Origin of the sequence: Shewanella gelidimarina (assembly GCF_023283945.1) — a bacterium.
Taxonomy (GTDB): Bacteria; Pseudomonadota; Gammaproteobacteria; order Enterobacterales; family Shewanellaceae; genus Shewanella; species Shewanella gelidimarina.
Genome location: NZ_JAKIKW010000012.1, coordinates 15,760 through 33,079, shown reverse-complemented (window position 1 = coordinate 33,079; position 17,320 = coordinate 15,760). Strand labels below are relative to the sequence as shown.

Sequence of the window (17,320 nt, the reverse complement as noted above, 5' to 3'; positions counted from 1 at the left end):
AATGAAGTTAGTTAAGACAGTAAATTCGAGTTATGCCAAAAAAACTTATAAAAAAATTTATGCCCAAGCCTGAAACACTGCGTAATCATAAAAATCTACGCATGTTCGGCGATCTATTACTAAAGCCTAACTTATGGGCTCTCAATAGGCGTTCAGCACCGGGGGCGTTTGCTGTTGGACTTTTTGTCGCGTGGATCCCGATGCCCTTTCAGATGGTACTGGCTGCAGCGCTAGCGATTTTATTTAACGTCAACTTACCCGTTGCCGTAGCGCTTGTTTGGATCACAAACCCCATTACTATGCCGTTTATGTTCTATATGGCCTATATACTAGGGGCAAAAATATTGGGGCATCATCCGCAAGAGTTTGCCTTTGAGGCTAGCTGGCAATGGGTTGAGTCATCCATAGAAACCATTGGCCCGTCTTTTCTAATAGGCTGCTTGGTTTTTGGATTACTGTTTTCGGTTACGTCCTACTTCACCATTAAAACGTTATGGAAGTACTCAGTGCTCTTTAAGTGGAAAAAACGTAACAAGGAATAGCACGCCATCTATTTTAGTGTGCTGTACAGCAGGCTTTGATAACGTAAACAGTCTTAATAACAAAAAAAGCAGCTTATCGCTGCTTTTTTGTTATGTAAGAGGCTCATCTTAGACGCTAATGCGCTGCTTGATTTTCCAGTACACTTTTCATCGAAGGGACTATGCTAGTTGGATCGAGTCGCATCTGATACCAATTCACTCGCCAGTCAAGATGAGGCCCTGTCGCACGGCCTGTCGCGCCAACTTCAGCGACCTTATCGCCTTGTTTAACCTCTTGGCCCTCTTTCACGTACAACTTACTCAAATGTAAAAAGCTTGAGCTGACACCAAAGCCATGATCAATAATCATCGTTCCACCAGAGTAAAACATATCATCAACAGCAAGCGATATAACACCATCTGCAGGCGCAACCACAACGGTCCCGGTTTTTGCGGCAACGTCGACCCCGTAATGTGGAGTGCCAGGCTTACCATTATAGACACGTTGACTGCCGTAAACGCCTGAAATCCGCCCCGTTAGCGGCCAAATAAACGTTTGGTTAAACGCGTTGCTTTTAGTAAATTGTGTTCGTGCCGCTTTGACTTGCTTACTGTCTTGTGCCGCACGATTTTGGGCTTTGGGATCAGGCTTCATGATTTTCTTGCTGATCCCATTCACATTTTGGATCTTGTATTGCCGTTTTGCTAAAGTCAGCGGCTTTAGCTCTGTTAATCCGTCAGGATAAACAAGTTTAAGCAATTGCTTGAGATCTGCCTCTCGAGCAAAACCAAACGCAAATTGCCCTTCAGCATTGACATCAATAGTGGCATTGTTTAAATAAACCTGAGTACCCGGTTGAACTTTGGCGCGAATTAACGAACCTTGTTTAAGGTCGCCATTCAATTCAACTTGAGCATTTACCTGCAACGATAAACTGCTCACGAGACTTGCAATAACGATGGGGATTATTTTGCTCAAAGTGAGATCCTAAAAAATACTAGTTATTGGCTTTTCGGCTGGCAATTGCACCCTTGCCTACCCCTTCATAAGCGATGACTTTAAAATCACTGCTGGATACTTTTTCTGACAAGGTTTGCACCATGTAGTCAGCTAACAATTCAACCGTCGTATCATGTGGTAAAACATCGCAACACGCTTTTGGCATTGCAAGCTGAAAGTCACCTTGTGGCGCTTGATAATGAAAACCAAAATGAGTGTTGTCGCTGACGTTTGTCTGTGGTGACAGTGTTAGGGTGTTCACCAAGACACAATCTTCTTCGCTACCGAGGTAGATATCGTGCCAGCGTTTAGCCCAGTACTCATCCCATTTAGGCGCCGCTGCGCCATTTTCAAATACGGTCACAGGGCTTCTGTGCCCATGAGCGATACGCTGACAGTTGCCATCGTGCTTTTTCAGACCATGGGTATAATGGTAAAATGGAGCGTCATGGATCTCATTTCTCAACGTCAAAGATATCCCCTCAACGTTTGCAGGCAAGACCTCTTTTAGCTCTTTTTGCAGAAATGCATTTACGCTTTCAAAATCGATGATTTCACTTGGGATTAAGGCAAATGCTTGCGAAGGACACGCTAAATGTATATCCCCTTGCTGGCTACTGAAATCCATCCATACTCGGTCACCTTGCTGCTGCCAACGCACTTCACTACAAGCGGTAGGGACCAACAAACGATGATCAGCAATATCGTCTATAGTGCTTTTAATTGCGCGCTTCACTTTGGCAAAATCGAGCACCATGTTTTGCTCATCTAAACCACCGTCGAGCAAAACATCGACAATCCAGCTCTCTCCTACCATGCCACGAATAGGACAAAGATAAGAAAAATCAATAACAGTTAAATCTTTAACAAACAGTTGCATTTGAGCTCCTAGGTAGAAAAACAGTCTACCTTGCACCGTCCAGGCAGCGATGGCTGCAGGATGTAATAACAGGTAAAAAGCAGCTTTTTAGCTGCCCTCTTTAGAATTTCTGTAGCTTACAATGATAAGCATTATTATTCGACCATTTTAAACTTAATCAAGACTATTATCTGCTGCCATAAAAAAACCGAGTGCTAATACACTCGGTTTAAACCCAACAGAGTTAAACTCTTCTTTTTTTATTCGCCTTTCAAGCGACGATCCAGTTGATCTTTAAGGTTTGCGGGGACGCCTTTGATGATAATGCTGTCTGACACTGGGTCGTAAATAACTCTTTCACCCAAGTGTTGACTATCAAAGCTCAACGTTACGCCACCACCCGTACCTGAAAACTTCTTCAACTGACGAAGTGTTGGCTTGTCTCCTGGGAACTCCTCTTCAAGTTCATAGTTACCCCCTTGAGCAAATTCATAAAATGAATCCATTCCTTGATCCGCTAACTCATCAGCGAGATCTTTCATATGAATGTCAGCCCCTTCATCACAACGTTCGGTGCAGTAATCAAACACGCGCTCACGAGCGACTTGACGCTCATCTTTGTTCAACTCACTGCCGCCGACAAAATCTTCAACCGCATTCAATAGTGATTTATTTTGCGCCTTGGTGTTAACACCTTCAACACAGCCCATGAAATCTAGGAAAAAATCAGCCACTTTACGGCCCGCTCGTCCACGGACAAAAGAGATGTACTTTTTAGAGTCAGGGTCCGCTTGCCATTCCGTTAAATCAATCCGAGCAGCAAGGAGGATATTGTTGAGATCAAGGTGGGTATTTTGGGTTAACTCCATATCATCTAAAACGGTCATCGATGACTTGGCGTTCAGTAGCGACACAAAAAGGTAATCACTGGTCATGTAGGTATAACAGGACAGTAGCAGGAAACCACCAGTACTAAAGTCATACTTGGCTAACTCTTCTTGCAACAATTTGCCAGCAATACCCGAAAACTCAACAAAGCCCAGTGCGTTATTACGGTATTGGCTCAGTGCGGTTTCAAATTTGGTGTTAGCTTCACCATCTTCACCACTAATGCCGAAGTGGCCAAAGCCTTTACCCGCCTTACCTGTATAGGTGTGATGGAGTTCATCTAACATCGTCTCAACGGCTTGACTATTTAATAGCGGTTGTGGGCGTAACCGACAGCTGAGCTGACCTTCTCCATCTTGAGAAATGGCATGGATAATTGCTTGTTCGACGTTAATACTCATTGAGCCTCGATAGAAAGTTGCTTAGAGCGATAGCCTGGTAGTCAGCTCTATATGAAATAGATAAGTCAGTTTACAACCACAGTCGTAAGATATCATCCGCTGTGCAGGAAACATTTCGGCAGACATCATACCAGACAAAACCCAGAAATCCATACGGAAAATAGTGGCTAAAAGTGTAATCGATTACACTGAAAAAGCACGCTAATGAAAGACAATAAAAGATGAATAAATCAACGTATTTCCGACTAAAAGGTGTAAGTTGAATAACGTGGTTTGAATAATACTCTTTGCCGATTATGCATTTAACCGCTATGTTCAGAATAATATGGAAGCACGACCTTACTCACAGCATCGATTAGTTAAATGATAAAAGCACTCGCTCAATGGTAAAAAGTGCAGAGCTTATTGAAAAAATCCGTTATTATATGCCGTTAATCAGGACTTAAAGTGAATTTTTCAATTATGGCTATCAAATCAAAATATTCAAACACGCAAGTTGAGTCTATCATTGCTGAACTTTTAGCAGTGTTAGATAAGCACCAAGCACCCACAGACTTGAGTCTGATGGCACTTGGCAATTGCGTTACACATTTATTGCAAAACAAAGTGCCTGCAGAATCTCGCGCCGTTGTTACCGAGCAGTTTGCCAAAGCATTATCTCAGTCAGTAAAAAATAACTAAGATTAAATGTAGGAACCACATTGAGTAAGGGTTTAACGATAGTGATTAAACCCATTAACCGCATTTACAGAATAATGGGTCAACATGGTTGAGCGACAAAAACAGTTAGGACGAGATCGAGTTTCACGCTTAGTAAGCTGGGGACATTGGTTCGCTTTCATTAATGGCTTGCTTGCTATTGTGGTTGGTTATCGGTATCTCGACACTGTCGGTTTTCCTGAATCGATTATTGGCTCGGTTTACCTTGCATTCAGTACCATTGGCCACTTCAGTTTTCTGGCTTTCATGGTCTATCTGGTATTCATTTTCCCCGTCACTTTGTTGCTACCTTACTCAAAAATCCTCAGAGGCTATGCGGCCGTTGTGGCGACCTTAAGCTTGTGTATATTGCTATACGACACCATTATTTATGACGACTACGGTCTGCATCTCAGCCCTTTTGTGTTTGACTTAGCGTGGACTGATCTCAACGGGCTACTGCAAGGTACCTCCTATATTATTACGCCTATCGGTATTTTAGCGATTGAGCTTACCCTCGCTAATTATCTATGGAAGCGTATCGAAAAAATTCGTAAGCGCAATTATGGCAACAAAGTTGTTGTCGTTGTTGGTTTGTGCTTTATCGCCAGTCACCTCATTCACATATGGGGAGATGCTGCCGAAGTCACTGAAATAACACAATTTGATGATGCTTATCCACTATCCTATCCCGCGACAGCAAGAAGTTTTATGGAAAGTTATGGCATTGATAACACTCAAGTTCATCAAACGAACATCCGGCCGAAAGTCAGTCTTAAATATCCTCTAACGCCAATGCAGTGCGTAGCGGATGATAAGCCTAATATCCTATTTATTGCCATTGACAGCCTTCAAGCAAAGCTCGTTAATGATACGACCATGCCCGTTTTAGCAGCCTACGCTAATCAAAACCTCTCTTTTCAACAGCATCTTAGCGGCGGCAACCAGTTTAATAGCGGCATGTTTAGCCTACTTTATGGCTTGCAAGGCAGTTATATGAACGCTATAGACCTTCACTATGAAAGCCCGGTGTTGACTCAAGAACTCATCGCCAGCGGCTACCAATTAGGTTTATTTACCACCGTCGATACTCTTACTCGCCCCCAAGCCATTTTTAATGACTTTGAACGTATTGATGCTCAACACCAAGATAGTTATGCCCGCTCAGACCTCAGTTCGATTAGCAACTGGCGCCAATGGACCCAAACAACAACAAAACCTTGGTTTACGTTATTAAACCTAAAATCACCCGATAGCTACGATACTCCTATCGGTTTCTTGGGGATTAAAACGGTAAAAGCAGACAAAGCACTTAAGCCTGCACAAAAAGTATTATTCAACCAATACCGTCAATCTTTGAACTTTATCGATACTCAACTCGAAAAAATCTTGAGTGACCTACCCAAGAACACCATGGTTGTGATTACTGGTGTCAGCGGGAAGATATTTACCAGCAATCCTAACGAAGCCAGAACCAATCTATCTCCTGACAGTGTTAGAGTGCCGATGGTTATCCATTGGCCAAACCAAAGGGCTGCTAAGCGTATCAACTACAGAACGACCCACAATGCCCTTGTACCAACATTAATGGTGCAAACATTGGGTTGCACTAACCCAGCCACTGATTTCAGCGCCGGCAGCAGTCTTATGCAGCCCAGTGATGAATCATGGGTCTATACTGGTGATAACCGTATTTTCGCCATTTACCAAGAATCTGAAATAACCACGATTGATCGCCATGGTAAATATCGAATTTTCGATAGTGAATATAAAAAACGTCTTAAAAAGAAGTTAAGTGCACCCGAGCTAATTGAAGTGATGCGCGAAGGAAGACGCTTTTATATTCATTAAAATAACGTAAAAAGAAGACATCCCCAAACAACTTGGGTATAAACTAGCCAAACAAATCGAAGACTTTAATGTAGCGCTTGCACTCACAATAATGACTTGATACAGTGCTTGCTCTTCAGAATTCCCCTTAGTTTATAACTTGTTCTGTCGCAAAATTCGGGATATGGCCTAGTTCGGTAGGGCGCTTGTCTGGGGGACAAGAGATCACAGGTTCAAATCCTGTTATCCCGACCAAATATCAATAAAAAAGCCAGCTGAAAAGCTGGCTTTTTTATTGGGTGTTCAACAGCTAACGATGTCGTTAGTCGTGACAATCCGCACACTCTTTGATTGTTAAGTCAACAGTGTGGAGCTCAGCATCAAGCTCATGCGCACTCGCCATATCATGACAATCGTTACAAGTGTTGATTGTCGCTTCCATTTCAGTGTGGGCAGCCACGTCGATTTTTTCGTGACAATCGGTACAATCAACAGCCATAGCTGAAGCGGAAAAAACCAATACTGCGAACATAGATAAGTATTTCATAACAGTTCCTTAATCACGGAGTAGTTGCACTTAAATACGATTTTCCACCATCGATTTAAGATGCACGTTCAAAAACCCCACCAGCTAAAGTCTATTAATTAATAGAGACTTAGACCATGGAAGTCCATGGCTAATATCATATGAATTATTATTAACTGAATATTAAAAAATGCCCTATTGATGAAGAAATGCGGAATAAAAAATGACTCGATATCAAGGTTGTGAACTCGATCATGTCCGTAAGTGACTCAGATTAAATAAGGTAGGAAAAACTCAGCAAAAATTCAAATCGCGACTTTTTTATACAACGACCTTAATCAACAATGACTAAATGCACCAAAATCCAGTTCAGTGGCACCTTAACAGTTGCTATCAGGGAGAAAAGTTAATAGATTGTAACAAGTAACTTATAATAAAAAATGGCTACAGAGTATTCTTACTTAGCCGAATCAAAGGTTTCGCTTTTGGACAATATCAACCAGAAAAAATTTCTCATTGCATCCATATTAGGGCTAGTCGGTTTCATTATTAACCTCTACCCATTGCCTCTATTTGCCAATATACAACTTATTCTCGGTAATGCCAGTTACGTTATTTGCGCCATCTTATTCGGCCCTTGGTATGCACTCTATACAGCAATGATATCTGTGTCAGGGCTGTTTATGGAGTGGGATAGTTGGCATGTTTATTTACTGTTTCCAATAGAAGCCGTATGCCTAGGTTTAGCAAGGCGGAAAGATATCTACTCGCTCTATGCAAGCATCATTTTTTGGATTGTTATTGGGATGCCACTGTTTTATTTGTACGCCATATTCAATACCAACTTACCCAGTAGCCACCTACCGTTTATCATACTAAAGCAAGGCATTAACGGGGTTTTCTATGCAGGAATAGGCTCGTTACTTGTTATCTTAACGCCCTCTTTTGGGCATTTTCAACCGAAAGCTAAGCACAAGCAACGACGCACTTTTAATGCGCAGTTAACCTACGCATTTACTCTTGTCATTTCCTTAGCGCTACTTTTAGCTGCGCTACTTTTTAATAATCAGTTTATTAATCGTTATCAATCACTATTAAGCGATAACATTAAAGAATCAGCGCAGCAGTTAGGAACCTTGGCTCAAGCCTATATCGATACTCATGTTCAAGCGTTAAACAATGCCGCAAGCGGGTTAAGTTTAAGCGAGACAACCTTAGCTCAACAGCAATTATCGCTGTCTAAGTTGCATCAAATGTACCCAGGCTTTATCACTATGCTCATTGCCAACGAACAAGGACATATCAAAGCTGCCAGTCCTGTTTCACGATTACAAGATCTCACCGATAACGATACCAACCTCAGTGTTATTGATCGAGATTACTTTATTGAATCGTTTGTAAACCAACGGAACTTCATATCACCGGTCTTTTTAGGTCGAGGTTTTGGTAACGATCCTATCGTGGCAATAAGTGCCCCTCTTTATGCTCCTCATAATGCATACCATCCTATTGGGATTATTGAAGGTTCGCTGGATCTAAACAAGTTCAGAGAGATAGATAAAACGAATAAAAAATTCAAAAATCAATCTATGGTACTCGTTGACCGTAGCAATCGGGTTATTTTTGCTTCGCCGGAGCTGAGTATCAACCCACTATCTGCATTTAGCTATTCACAAAACAATGCTAATTATACAAGTCTTTTGCCGATGCTAAATATTATTGATAAAGACAACATGGCACCTGAATATGTATTTGCGTCCTTCGAGCTTGAAAATAAATGGACACTGTACGTGCTTAATCCCTTTAGACCTTTAGTGTTGTTAGTCGAAAACATGTATTTAGCAACCTTTGCCATACTGGTTATTTCACTGTTAATTACTTTTTTTATTACTCGGGTTATCAGCGCCAGGTTGACGCTGCCATTAGAGAGAATTGCCAATAGGTTCAGTACCTCAAATGAAAACGATAATCATGACTACGGCATTGATGACGAATCACCTAAAGAGGTCTACTCACTCTATATGCGTCTTAAGCAAAGCAAGAGCTTGCTCATTGGCTACCAATTAGCGTTAGAAGAAAAAGTAGCCTTAAGAACATATGAATTAGAGCAGGCTAATATTAAGTTAAAGACACTTGCAGAAAAAGACTCACTCACAGGGCTTTATAATCGCCGCTATGCTGAAGATAAATTTTCAATAATCCAAGATAACTGCCAAAGAAGTGATGAAGTCATTGCCATTGCCTTATTGGATCTGGACAGGTTTAAACATATAAACGATACCTATGGTCATTTAAGTGGCGATCTCACGCTTAAGACCGTTGCAAAACTGCTAAACGATGACTTTAAAAGGGATGGGGATATTATCGTGCGTTTTGGCGGAGAGGAGTTCCTCATCATTATGCCTTTGTGTAACGCATTGAAAATAGAATCTCACCTTGAACACTTTAAACAAAAGCTGGCGGACACCATCATTGCTCCCCCTGGTAATACAGCCCCTTTTAATGTGACCACGAGTATTGGAGCCGTTATCGCTAATGGCACTTACAGTGATTCTCTTGAAGACTGGATAAAACAAGCTGATATCAACTTGTACAGCGCTAAAAATGGCGGTCGAAATAAATTGGTATTTACAACCTTGTCAGAAACCCCAGCTGAAAACGATGTTAATCAGTAATAACCTTATCCATTTTGTCCATCATATAACCAAAAAATGGATTCCACTTTTGTCGAAGAATCTCACTTGGAGGAACGCTAAGCACTCCGCGTTCTCCTTTTGAAGCTCCTGCACCGATTTGGATCCTATTGCCAGCCTGTTTTTTATATGGACCATATAGCTCGTCGTCTTGGGGAAAGGGTAAGGCAACATGGGACAATGAATAAACCTGTTTAGGCCAATGCTGAATAACAGCTTCTACATTGGCTCCATTAGTGAGATGTCTTGCCTGTACCGCTCCTATTTTCCCCCCAGTATTTTCGATTAATGTAAAATCGAAATCTAGTTCCGTCGTGTCAACTAAATCAAAGAAAGGGAGCAGAGGATCCGTTGGCATTAGGCTTAAGTTAACTTGAGTACGATTAATATCGAATATCACCAATTCATGTTTTTTGCCCGGCAACTTCAGATACAGATCACGCAGTACCGCCATGGTATCAACGGTGTCATCAGTCAAAGATTGAAAGGTGAGTACGGGCGCAAGCCGAGCAAGCGATTGATTATCAAGTTGATTTAATAATTCAACATTTCGACTTGCAAGCTGATAAACCACATCCCCAGCATTAACCGCAAATGAACTGTATTTGAAAGGATCATATTCAGTTTGAATACTGTTCCAGCTTAGCTTATCTAACCCCAAAAAATGGCCCAGTATCGCCTGCCATTTTGCGCCTGCTGCCACTGGTGGTAGACCTATTGCGGGTGAGACAAAGACCAATCCAGAAAAATCACCAGCATCCCCTAGCCTTAACTTCTCTAACTCATGATTAAGCGCCAGCGCAGCCCCCGTTGAAAAGCCAACCACATACAGCGGTTTATCCTGCAGAACCTGTTTCATATGCTCTACAGCAATAGAGACTGCTGCTGCCATGTCCTGCCAATTTATATCGGTAAGCCCAGAGGGGAGTGTTCCATGGCCTGGTAATCTTAACCCTAGAACATGAGCCGATTCTTGATAGTGCTTTGCAAAATATTGCATTGTATAAGGCGAGTCTGACATTCCATGCAGTAGCAACACGCCATATTGCGCATGCTCATTTTCCCACTCAAAGCTTCGATTCCAATTTTGCTGCCACTTATTAGGATCAGAATAACTCCCCGGTAAATAGCGATTAACCACTAACAAAGAGTCAGACGTTGTTTTAGCGGTAACCTTACGCTCAACCTCTGCGAACAGTTTATCTTCCAAACGCAGGTAATCATCAAAATTGGCAATGCTGGGTTGTTGCCTATATTGCGCCTCAAGCTCCGTGGTGTGCCATAAATCCAGTGCAGGGCGTGAATTCAAATACCAAACAGCACCCGCGATCAAGGCGATACAGGTGCCCACTGAAGAGTAAAACAGTGCAAATGCCAAATGCTTAGTTGAACCAATAATAATGGATTTCATCATCAAATTAACTCACTGATTTAAGTTGTTGGTATTCATTAATAAATCGAAATAGTATGCATACTCGATAACACTAACTTACACTGCTTTTAACGCGAAACAAATAGACACTATGATGATCGGAACAGAACTGGCGACAACTTGCTTTTATCTACCAACCTCTCCAAAGCTTCCAGAGAACTGGAGTTACCAGGATTTAAATGCAACGCAATCCATGATGGTATTAAATGGTAACCATTGGCGGAAAATTCTAACTATCATGGCAAAGATAACCGTTAATGGCCAAGATTGGCGACGCTATCGTGATACGCAATTATTAAAACAAGAAGAGTCGATAGCGATTACCGCCCTATCTTTGCAATCCGAATCGAAAGTTCACATTATATGTGGCCAGGAAAGCGCACTGAGTCTGCAAATAAATAGAGCGGAATTTATTCCCATCAGCGCTCAATGTAGCAGCCTACTGAAACACCCACATCAGTCCATTTATCTTTGTCCATATTTAGATTATCGGCAATTCCCTAACAAACAGATTAATCAATTAAGACAAGAACTCGGATTACAGCCGCTTGATTAGCCCGAGTAGCATAATAATCGTTAAGTTTAGCAGACCAAAAAAAAGCGCCTATAGGCGCTTTTTAAGTGATTAACCGTTAATCGTAAATTGTCGGGATTGCGTCACGCTTATGCTGCGTCGCGCGGTAAATACCAATCAATTTACTATTGACGAACTCACTAACCTCTTTGCCTTCAAGAAAATCATCTATCTGGTCATACGTCAGGCCGAGTGCTATTTCATCTTCTAATTGAGGCTGTCCCTCTTCAAGATCTGCAGTCGGCGCCTTATGGACCAAAATATCGGGCGCGCCTAAAAAGTGAGCCATCTGTCTTATTTGACGTTTATTCAAGCCGAATAATGGGGCTAAATCACATGCTCCATCACCCCACTTGGTATAGAAACCGGTAATATTTTCTGCACTGTGATCAGTTCCTACCACTAAACCTGCCACTAGCCCTGCTATCTCATATTGAGCAACCATGCGCATTCTGGCTTTGACATTGCCTTTTACAAAATCCACTTTAGCGCTATCAGGCAGTATCATTCCAGCAGATTCAATCGCATTGATGGTTTCACTATGAACCCCATCGACTCCTTGTTTAACATTCACTGTCACTTGTTTAGACGGATTGATAAATTGACATGCTAACTGAGCCTCATCTTCATCCTGTTGTACATCGTAAGGCAGACGAACGGCAATAAATTGGTAATCATTCTGAGCAATGTCTTGATTAAGTTCATCAACAGCAAGCTGGCATAAGCGCCCGGTAAGCGAGGAGTCAACGCCACCACTGATCCCGAGTACGAGGCTCTTGCAGTGTGATTCCTTGAGCTTCAGTTTGATAAAGGCCACACGTCTTTGCACTTCATACTCTGGCTCAATAGCCGCTTGAACCTTCATTTCACGTAGAATCTGTCCCTTCACAAGCTGTGCTCCAATAAAATGACGATATTTAGCAAATCAGCTTGGTATTATGAGCCAAAATACTGATTAATACAGTGTTATCTTGCAACATATTTTACTACTGCAATTTTTTCCTAGCCTATATAATTAACCAACCGCTAAAATAGAAAACACTCAGCGTAATCCCGCTTCGAATGGTGAAAATGAATGATCGAAGAGAAAATTGAATATTGGCACAACCCAATAGTGCCTGACATCGAGCTCAGTAAAGCCAGCTTTCAGCGCTTTGAGTTCGATCAACATATTCATCTCGACTATCACATAGGCGTGGTGACTAAAGGTGGACAAAAATATCAGCATAAAGGAACCAGCTATCAACTTGATAAAGGATTTATTTCAACCCTAAACCCCGACGAAGCACATAATGGACAAAGTACCCAGGCACAAGGTTATCAAGCCAATGTTATGTCTATCCCGGTAGATTATGTCAATCAAATCGCCAATGAGCTTTACATTAATGAACAATTTTTCAGCTCGCCTCTTTGTTGGGCCCCCGACCTGCATCTCGCCTTTTCACATTTACATAAAATACTCACCAGTCCCCAGACACAGCAAACGAGGCTCTCGATAGAGACACATTTATTAGCCTTAACCACTGAACTATTTGAACGATTTGGGGCTGTTCACACTCTCGCGCCTACTCGTCATGCCCTCTCCCAACAACAGCTGGGTAATATTAAGAGTCAGTTTCACGATGAGCTGCACAGAGAATTTAAACTCGATGATTTGGCCGTTGCCACAGGCTTAAGTAAGTTTCAGTTTTTACGTCAATTTAAAGCGGCAACAGGTATGACCCCACACGCCTATTTAAAACGCATACGACTGGAGTATGCCAAAAAGGCGTTAATCAAAGGCAAACCGATAATAGACATTGCGCAACAAGTCGGTTTTTACGATCAGAGTCATCTCAATAAAGCGTTTAAGAGTGCCTTTCTTATCACGCCATCACACTTTCAAAAGCGAGTGCTTTAGTAACGGGATCTTTCACAGCATCAATATTTTGTCCAACCTGCAATAATTTACAATACCTAACTGCAACAATCCGCCATCATAGAAGACAATATTATTATTCGGACCTTCTTATGGAACTGCAATTGCTGCTCTCTTTAGCCATCATTCATTCGGTCGCACTCGCCAGTCCTGGACCCGATTTTGCGTTAGTCGTAAAAATGGCAAGCCAAGAAAGTCGCGCCACTGCCATTGCTGCCGCGATAGGGATCTCAGTGGCTATCTTACTGCATAGCTTACTTAGCCTTACCGGTGTCAGCGTGATCATTAAGAGTTCGCAATGGCTATTTATTGCAGTCCAACTCATCGGGGCATCATATCTAGGCTGGATGGGTATAGGTGCCGTTCGTAGCGCGATAACACACTTTCAAACTAAGCGGGCTAAAAAGGATGCTATTGAACTGGGATCCACAATAACGACCAATGCAGCTCATAATGGACTTTCCATCAAACAAGGGTTTCTGCAAGGTTTGTACACCAACTTACTTAATCCAAAGGCAATGGTGTTCTTTATTACCTTATTTTCAGCTTTGATCACACCAGATATCAACTTGCTCACCAAGATTGTCGCAGTATTTATTATGTTAATATTATCTTTGATCTGGTTTATATTCATTGCCTTAGTACTGTCAAAACCGACGATCCAGCAAAAAGTTAAGCAAGCGAGCCCAATCATCAATTTGGTTACCGGCCTGCTCTTTATCTCCGTTGCAGTGATCATCGTCTGCGGCGCTTTTTAAGCGTGGTATTACTCGTCAAAACTCGCTTATCTGCCGCCGCACTGCGGCAAAGAAGACTTGATACGTGAGTATCACAACCACACCATGAGTCAGTTTATTAACCTCATAGGCATTAGAAGTACCAACTCAGATAGATCCCAGCAAACATTTGTTTACTGCCTCCCTTTGTCTCGCTCACTTCAGCCCCCGATTTGCTTGTCGAGTCAGTACTGGATGCTGAATTGATTTGTGCATTACGTTCAGACTCAATGCCCTTTTGTGGTGTGATATGGCTCAGGTGTCCAGATAAATAGACACGCTGATTAATCGGGTAATCCACATTTATACCCATTTGAAAATGATTAACTCCGTTATAACCGTCAACGACAAACTCATAATCGAAGGCTTGGGTCACATAGGGTGTTACTGACACGCCACGAGCCAATACAATACTCATGCCTTGCAGGCTAATTTCAACATAATGCCCATTAGCCCCAAGTGAGTATGTGTGTTCAATGATTGGCGTAAACCAATCTATTCCTGAATAGGAAAATGTCGTGAATAGTTCAACATCACTTTCGCGATCACCGCCAAAAATTTCAATGAATTGGATACCTGTGCTAGCGTCAAAAATTGCAGTTGATAACAGTTCAAATTCCATACCTATATTTAATTCAGTGTAGTCTTGATGTGTCGCCCTTCCAATACCAGCGTCTAGGACCAGATAACTCAAGTCCCAGTGCGCATTCCCCCAGAAAATACCTCCCTCATCGAGTAGATTGCGTCCTTGGTCTATATACTGTGAATCGACACCCAAGTCGACATGAAAGGCAGACTCTGATTGCTTAGCAAGATGCTGATCCATGGTGTTATTCGTCATTGCCATCGCGACCGTCATGGCAGAGGCAAGGAGTATAAACGCCCGAATAACAAAAGATGTTAAACGGTAAAGTTGACGAGAAATACGATTTTTTACTTGTTGATAGGACATAAGTAGTCCTCCTATCTAATCAGGATATAATGTGAAAAATGAAGAAAAAACTCTTTCGCAGTGATTGACAACAAATTGAATCCTAAGATAAATTTGATGTCACAAGTCATGGATTAATTGAGTAAAATCAAAGAAGTAATATAAAAGTAGATCAACAGACCGGTGACATCGACTATGGTTGTGATAGCGGGGCTCGCAACTACCGCAGGATCTTGCCGACATAACTTTGCCACAAATGGCAACGCAGCACCGATCACCGTAGCAGTAACAACCTGAAAGAAGAGCGCTAATGCAATGGCACTCCCTAGCATGGTTAAGGTTATATTACCCGGGAACTCAGCATTATGTGACAGAAACAATACTTTGCCAAAAGAGACTAGCGCCAAGCCTAAACCGATAAAAAGTGAAATACGTAGCTCCTTCCACAATACATCACACCAACTTTTCAGCTTTAGCTCACCCAGTGCCATAGAGCGGACTATCACCGTTGCAGCTTGGCTTCCTGCGTTCCCCCCCGTATCGGCGACCATAGGCATGTATAGTGCTAAAATAGTCAATGCCATGATGGCATCATCATAACTTTGAATAACCATACCTGATAAAATTCCAACTGCAGCTAACCCGACAATCCAGAAAATTCGCTTATGAACATGTTCCAAAACCGTTGTCTGCATGTAAGGTGTATCATCGTGAGTACCCTGAATGCCCATCAACATTTCAACATCTTGAGTCTGCTCTTGTTGTAAAACAGACATCGCTTCTTTGGCACGCAGTACCCCCGCGGGCTTACCCCAAAAGTCCACTAAGGGTAAGTAATCATTCTCGCTATGTTGCAACTGTGCCACAGCCAGCTCTCTATCAGTGCTGACATGACATGGAGCCACCCAACCAGCAATATCAGCCAATATTACTGATGGCTGATATTTGACTAATTGATGTAACTCCAGGAGCGATCGATAACAGCCCTGATCATCTACGATAAAAAGCACTTGCTCATCAAAGATGTTTGTTGATTGCTGAATTATCTCAATCGCTTCACTGACCCGCATATCATCATTAACGCAACGCTGTGGCCGGATTGTCGCCACGGCAATAACTGGATGAGCTTGTGACTCTATTTTTTCCATGTCACTCATAAACCCGCTAGGCATTAGGTGAATAACAGTCTTTTTTTCAACCTCTGGTAATTGATTATAAATATGAAAGTATTGTAATAAAGACAGTGTTTCAAGCCAGCGCTGGATAACGGTACTATTTTGCTCTTTAATAAAATCAATAATCTTGTTTATACTGCCTTTATTATCAACTTCATATTTACAGTTATTAAAAACTTCAAAGTCTAAATTCAAATGACCATTAATACTATCTGTGGCACTTACTGTAATGTTGGACATGTTTAGTCCTCCCAATAGAATAGGGTGTTAATTTTATTTAGCCCAAGCTAATAACTATTGATATTTATCATTGAAAAATAAACAGCACTAACTAAGTTGAGACTAATGGATAAACAGTATGAAATAAACAGCGAGGTGGGATGTAAATAGGCAGTAGGATAAACAATTTATATATTAACTATTACCATACTTTTCCACCGTCACTGTTTTCTCTACTCGGAGGGATTTCATTTTCCATAATACGTTCCTAAACTATCGCTATAAAATAGAAGCAGATTAAAGCAAAGCCTTAATTCACAAAGGATTAAAAGTCTCACAGACTAACCAGATAACCATACCAAACAATGATTTAGCACATCACAAAGCTGAGCTTTATATAGTATTGCAAAACGACCATTACTGTCACAAAGGGCAGTTAATGCAAGGTGGAATAATCAATATTGGGGAGTGTTTGAAGCGAAAAGTAAAAATCAAAAGAGGGCTCTTAATAAAACACTATTGTTTTATTAAAAACCATCTCCAAAATAACTTATATTGCCTCGGCAAGTTCCCTTTAAACTGTCGGAGTCCATAGAATGTCCTGATGTCATTTATTTGAGCTGGATTATAATCCTAACAACGTATATGTCAATGTAAAATAGACTAATCTACATCATATTATCATATTATCATATTACCAGATTCCATTCAATTGACAGCTGTCGCAACAAAGTAACCGTACACCCGCCTGATTAAATTAAGTTTTAATTAACATTGCATTAAGTCTTGGTTAAGGAATGAAATTAAAACCGCATCAATTAATAACCCCTGTGATTATCAATATTCACAGGGAGGTGACATTTTAAACCATTAATATA

General features: G+C 41.5%; 15 protein-coding genes and 1 tRNA gene. 8 read left to right on the top strand and 8 right to left on the bottom strand.

Going from position 1 to position 17,320, the window contains the following annotated elements; genetic code table 11:
- Positions 1 to 32: 32 nt before the first annotated feature.
- Positions 33 to 542, top strand: coding sequence for a DUF2062 domain-containing protein (locus L2729_RS11740; protein WP_248988438.1), 510 nt, complete (start codon positions 33 to 35; stop codon positions 540 to 542).
- A 115-nt stretch (positions 543 to 657) separates the two neighbouring features.
- Here the strand turns inward: L2729_RS11740 and L2729_RS11735 are convergent, their stop codons facing one another.
- The 3 genes from L2729_RS11735 to yejK all read right to left on the bottom strand — a co-directional run bounded on the left by L2729_RS11735 (position 658) and on the right by yejK (position 3,669).
- Positions 658 to 1,500 carry a M23 family metallopeptidase gene (locus L2729_RS11735; RefSeq protein ID WP_248988437.1) on the bottom strand — a complete coding sequence of 281 codons (843 nt, stop codon included), beginning with the start codon at positions 1,498 to 1,500 and terminating at the stop codon, positions 658 to 660.
- 19 nt (positions 1,501 to 1,519) lie between these two features.
- Positions 1,520 to 2,401: a 6-carboxytetrahydropterin synthase gene (locus L2729_RS11730; protein ID WP_248988436.1), complete on the bottom strand. Its 882-nt coding sequence runs from the start codon at positions 2,399 to 2,401 to the stop codon at positions 1,520 to 1,522.
- 239 nt (positions 2,402 to 2,640) lie between these two features.
- Positions 2,641 to 3,669 (bottom strand): nucleoid-associated protein YejK, encoded by a 1,029-nt coding sequence (gene yejK, locus L2729_RS11725; RefSeq protein ID WP_248988435.1) that lies wholly within the window; start codon positions 3,667 to 3,669, stop codon positions 2,641 to 2,643.
- Between the two features lie 462 nt (positions 3,670 to 4,131).
- Here yejK and L2729_RS11720 point away from each other — a divergent pair, with 462 nt between their 5' ends.
- From L2729_RS11720 to L2729_RS11710, 3 genes are all read left to right on the top strand, one after another.
- The gene (locus tag L2729_RS11720; RefSeq protein ID WP_248988511.1) at positions 4,132 to 4,350 is read left to right on the top strand and encodes a YejL family protein; all 219 of its coding nucleotides are present in this window, start codon (positions 4,132 to 4,134) and stop codon (positions 4,348 to 4,350) included.
- Between the two features lie 84 nt (positions 4,351 to 4,434).
- Positions 4,435 to 6,219, top strand: coding sequence for a DUF3413 domain-containing protein (locus L2729_RS11715; RefSeq protein WP_248988434.1), 1,785 nt, complete (start codon positions 4,435 to 4,437; stop codon positions 6,217 to 6,219).
- Between the two features lie 157 nt (positions 6,220 to 6,376).
- Positions 6,377 to 6,453: transfer RNA gene (locus L2729_RS11710), tRNA-Pro, on the top strand.
- Positions 6,454 to 6,520: 67 nt separating this feature from the next.
- Here L2729_RS11710 and L2729_RS11705 read toward each other — a convergent pair.
- Entirely contained in the window at positions 6,521 to 6,745 is a 225-nt protein-coding gene (locus L2729_RS11705) for a cytochrome c3 family protein (protein ID WP_101091833.1), read from the bottom strand.
- A 464-nt stretch (positions 6,746 to 7,209) separates the two neighbouring features.
- Between L2729_RS11705 and L2729_RS11700 the strand changes: the two genes are divergently transcribed.
- The gene (locus tag L2729_RS11700) at positions 7,210 to 9,399 is read left to right on the top strand and encodes a sensor domain-containing diguanylate cyclase (protein ID WP_248988433.1); all 2,190 of its coding nucleotides are present in this window, start codon (positions 7,210 to 7,212) and stop codon (positions 9,397 to 9,399) included.
- Here L2729_RS11700 and L2729_RS11695 read toward each other — a convergent pair.
- Positions 9,389 to 10,828: an alpha/beta hydrolase gene (locus tag L2729_RS11695; RefSeq protein ID WP_248988510.1), complete on the bottom strand. Its 1,440-nt coding sequence runs from the start codon at positions 10,826 to 10,828 to the stop codon at positions 9,389 to 9,391. The two genes, L2729_RS11700 and L2729_RS11695, sit on opposite strands and share 11 nt — an antisense overlap.
- A 112-nt stretch (positions 10,829 to 10,940) precedes the next feature.
- Between L2729_RS11695 and L2729_RS11690 the strand changes: the two genes are divergently transcribed.
- Positions 10,941 to 11,405, top strand: coding sequence for a DUF6942 family protein (locus tag L2729_RS11690; protein WP_248988432.1), 465 nt, complete (start codon positions 10,941 to 10,943; stop codon positions 11,403 to 11,405).
- Between the two features lie 76 nt (positions 11,406 to 11,481).
- On the opposite strand, the gene nadE is transcribed toward L2729_RS11690, so the two are convergent.
- Positions 11,482 to 12,312, bottom strand: a complete 831-nt coding sequence (gene nadE, locus L2729_RS11685; protein ID WP_248988431.1) for an NAD(+) synthase — start codon at positions 12,310 to 12,312, stop codon at positions 11,482 to 11,484.
- Between the two features lie 186 nt (positions 12,313 to 12,498).
- Here nadE and L2729_RS11680 point away from each other — a divergent pair, with 186 nt between their 5' ends.
- Both L2729_RS11680 and L2729_RS11675 read left to right on the top strand, forming a co-directional pair.
- Complete coding sequence (locus L2729_RS11680; RefSeq protein WP_248988430.1) at positions 12,499 to 13,323, top strand: AraC family transcriptional regulator; 825 nt, start codon at positions 12,499 to 12,501, stop codon at positions 13,321 to 13,323.
- Positions 13,324 to 13,433: 110 nt separating this feature from the next.
- Positions 13,434 to 14,099 (top strand): LysE family transporter, encoded by a 666-nt coding sequence (locus L2729_RS11675; protein ID WP_248988429.1) that lies wholly within the window; start codon positions 13,434 to 13,436, stop codon positions 14,097 to 14,099.
- A 112-nt stretch (positions 14,100 to 14,211) separates the two neighbouring features.
- On the opposite strand, the gene L2729_RS11670 is transcribed toward L2729_RS11675, so the two are convergent.
- The gene (locus L2729_RS11670) at positions 14,212 to 15,069 is read right to left on the bottom strand and encodes a hypothetical protein (RefSeq protein WP_248988428.1); all 858 of its coding nucleotides are present in this window, start codon (positions 15,067 to 15,069) and stop codon (positions 14,212 to 14,214) included.
- A 113-nt stretch (positions 15,070 to 15,182) separates the two neighbouring features.
- Entirely contained in the window at positions 15,183 to 16,463 is a 1,281-nt protein-coding gene (locus L2729_RS11665; RefSeq protein WP_248988427.1) for a magnesium transporter, read from the bottom strand.
- Positions 16,464 to 17,320 lie beyond the last annotated feature (857 nt).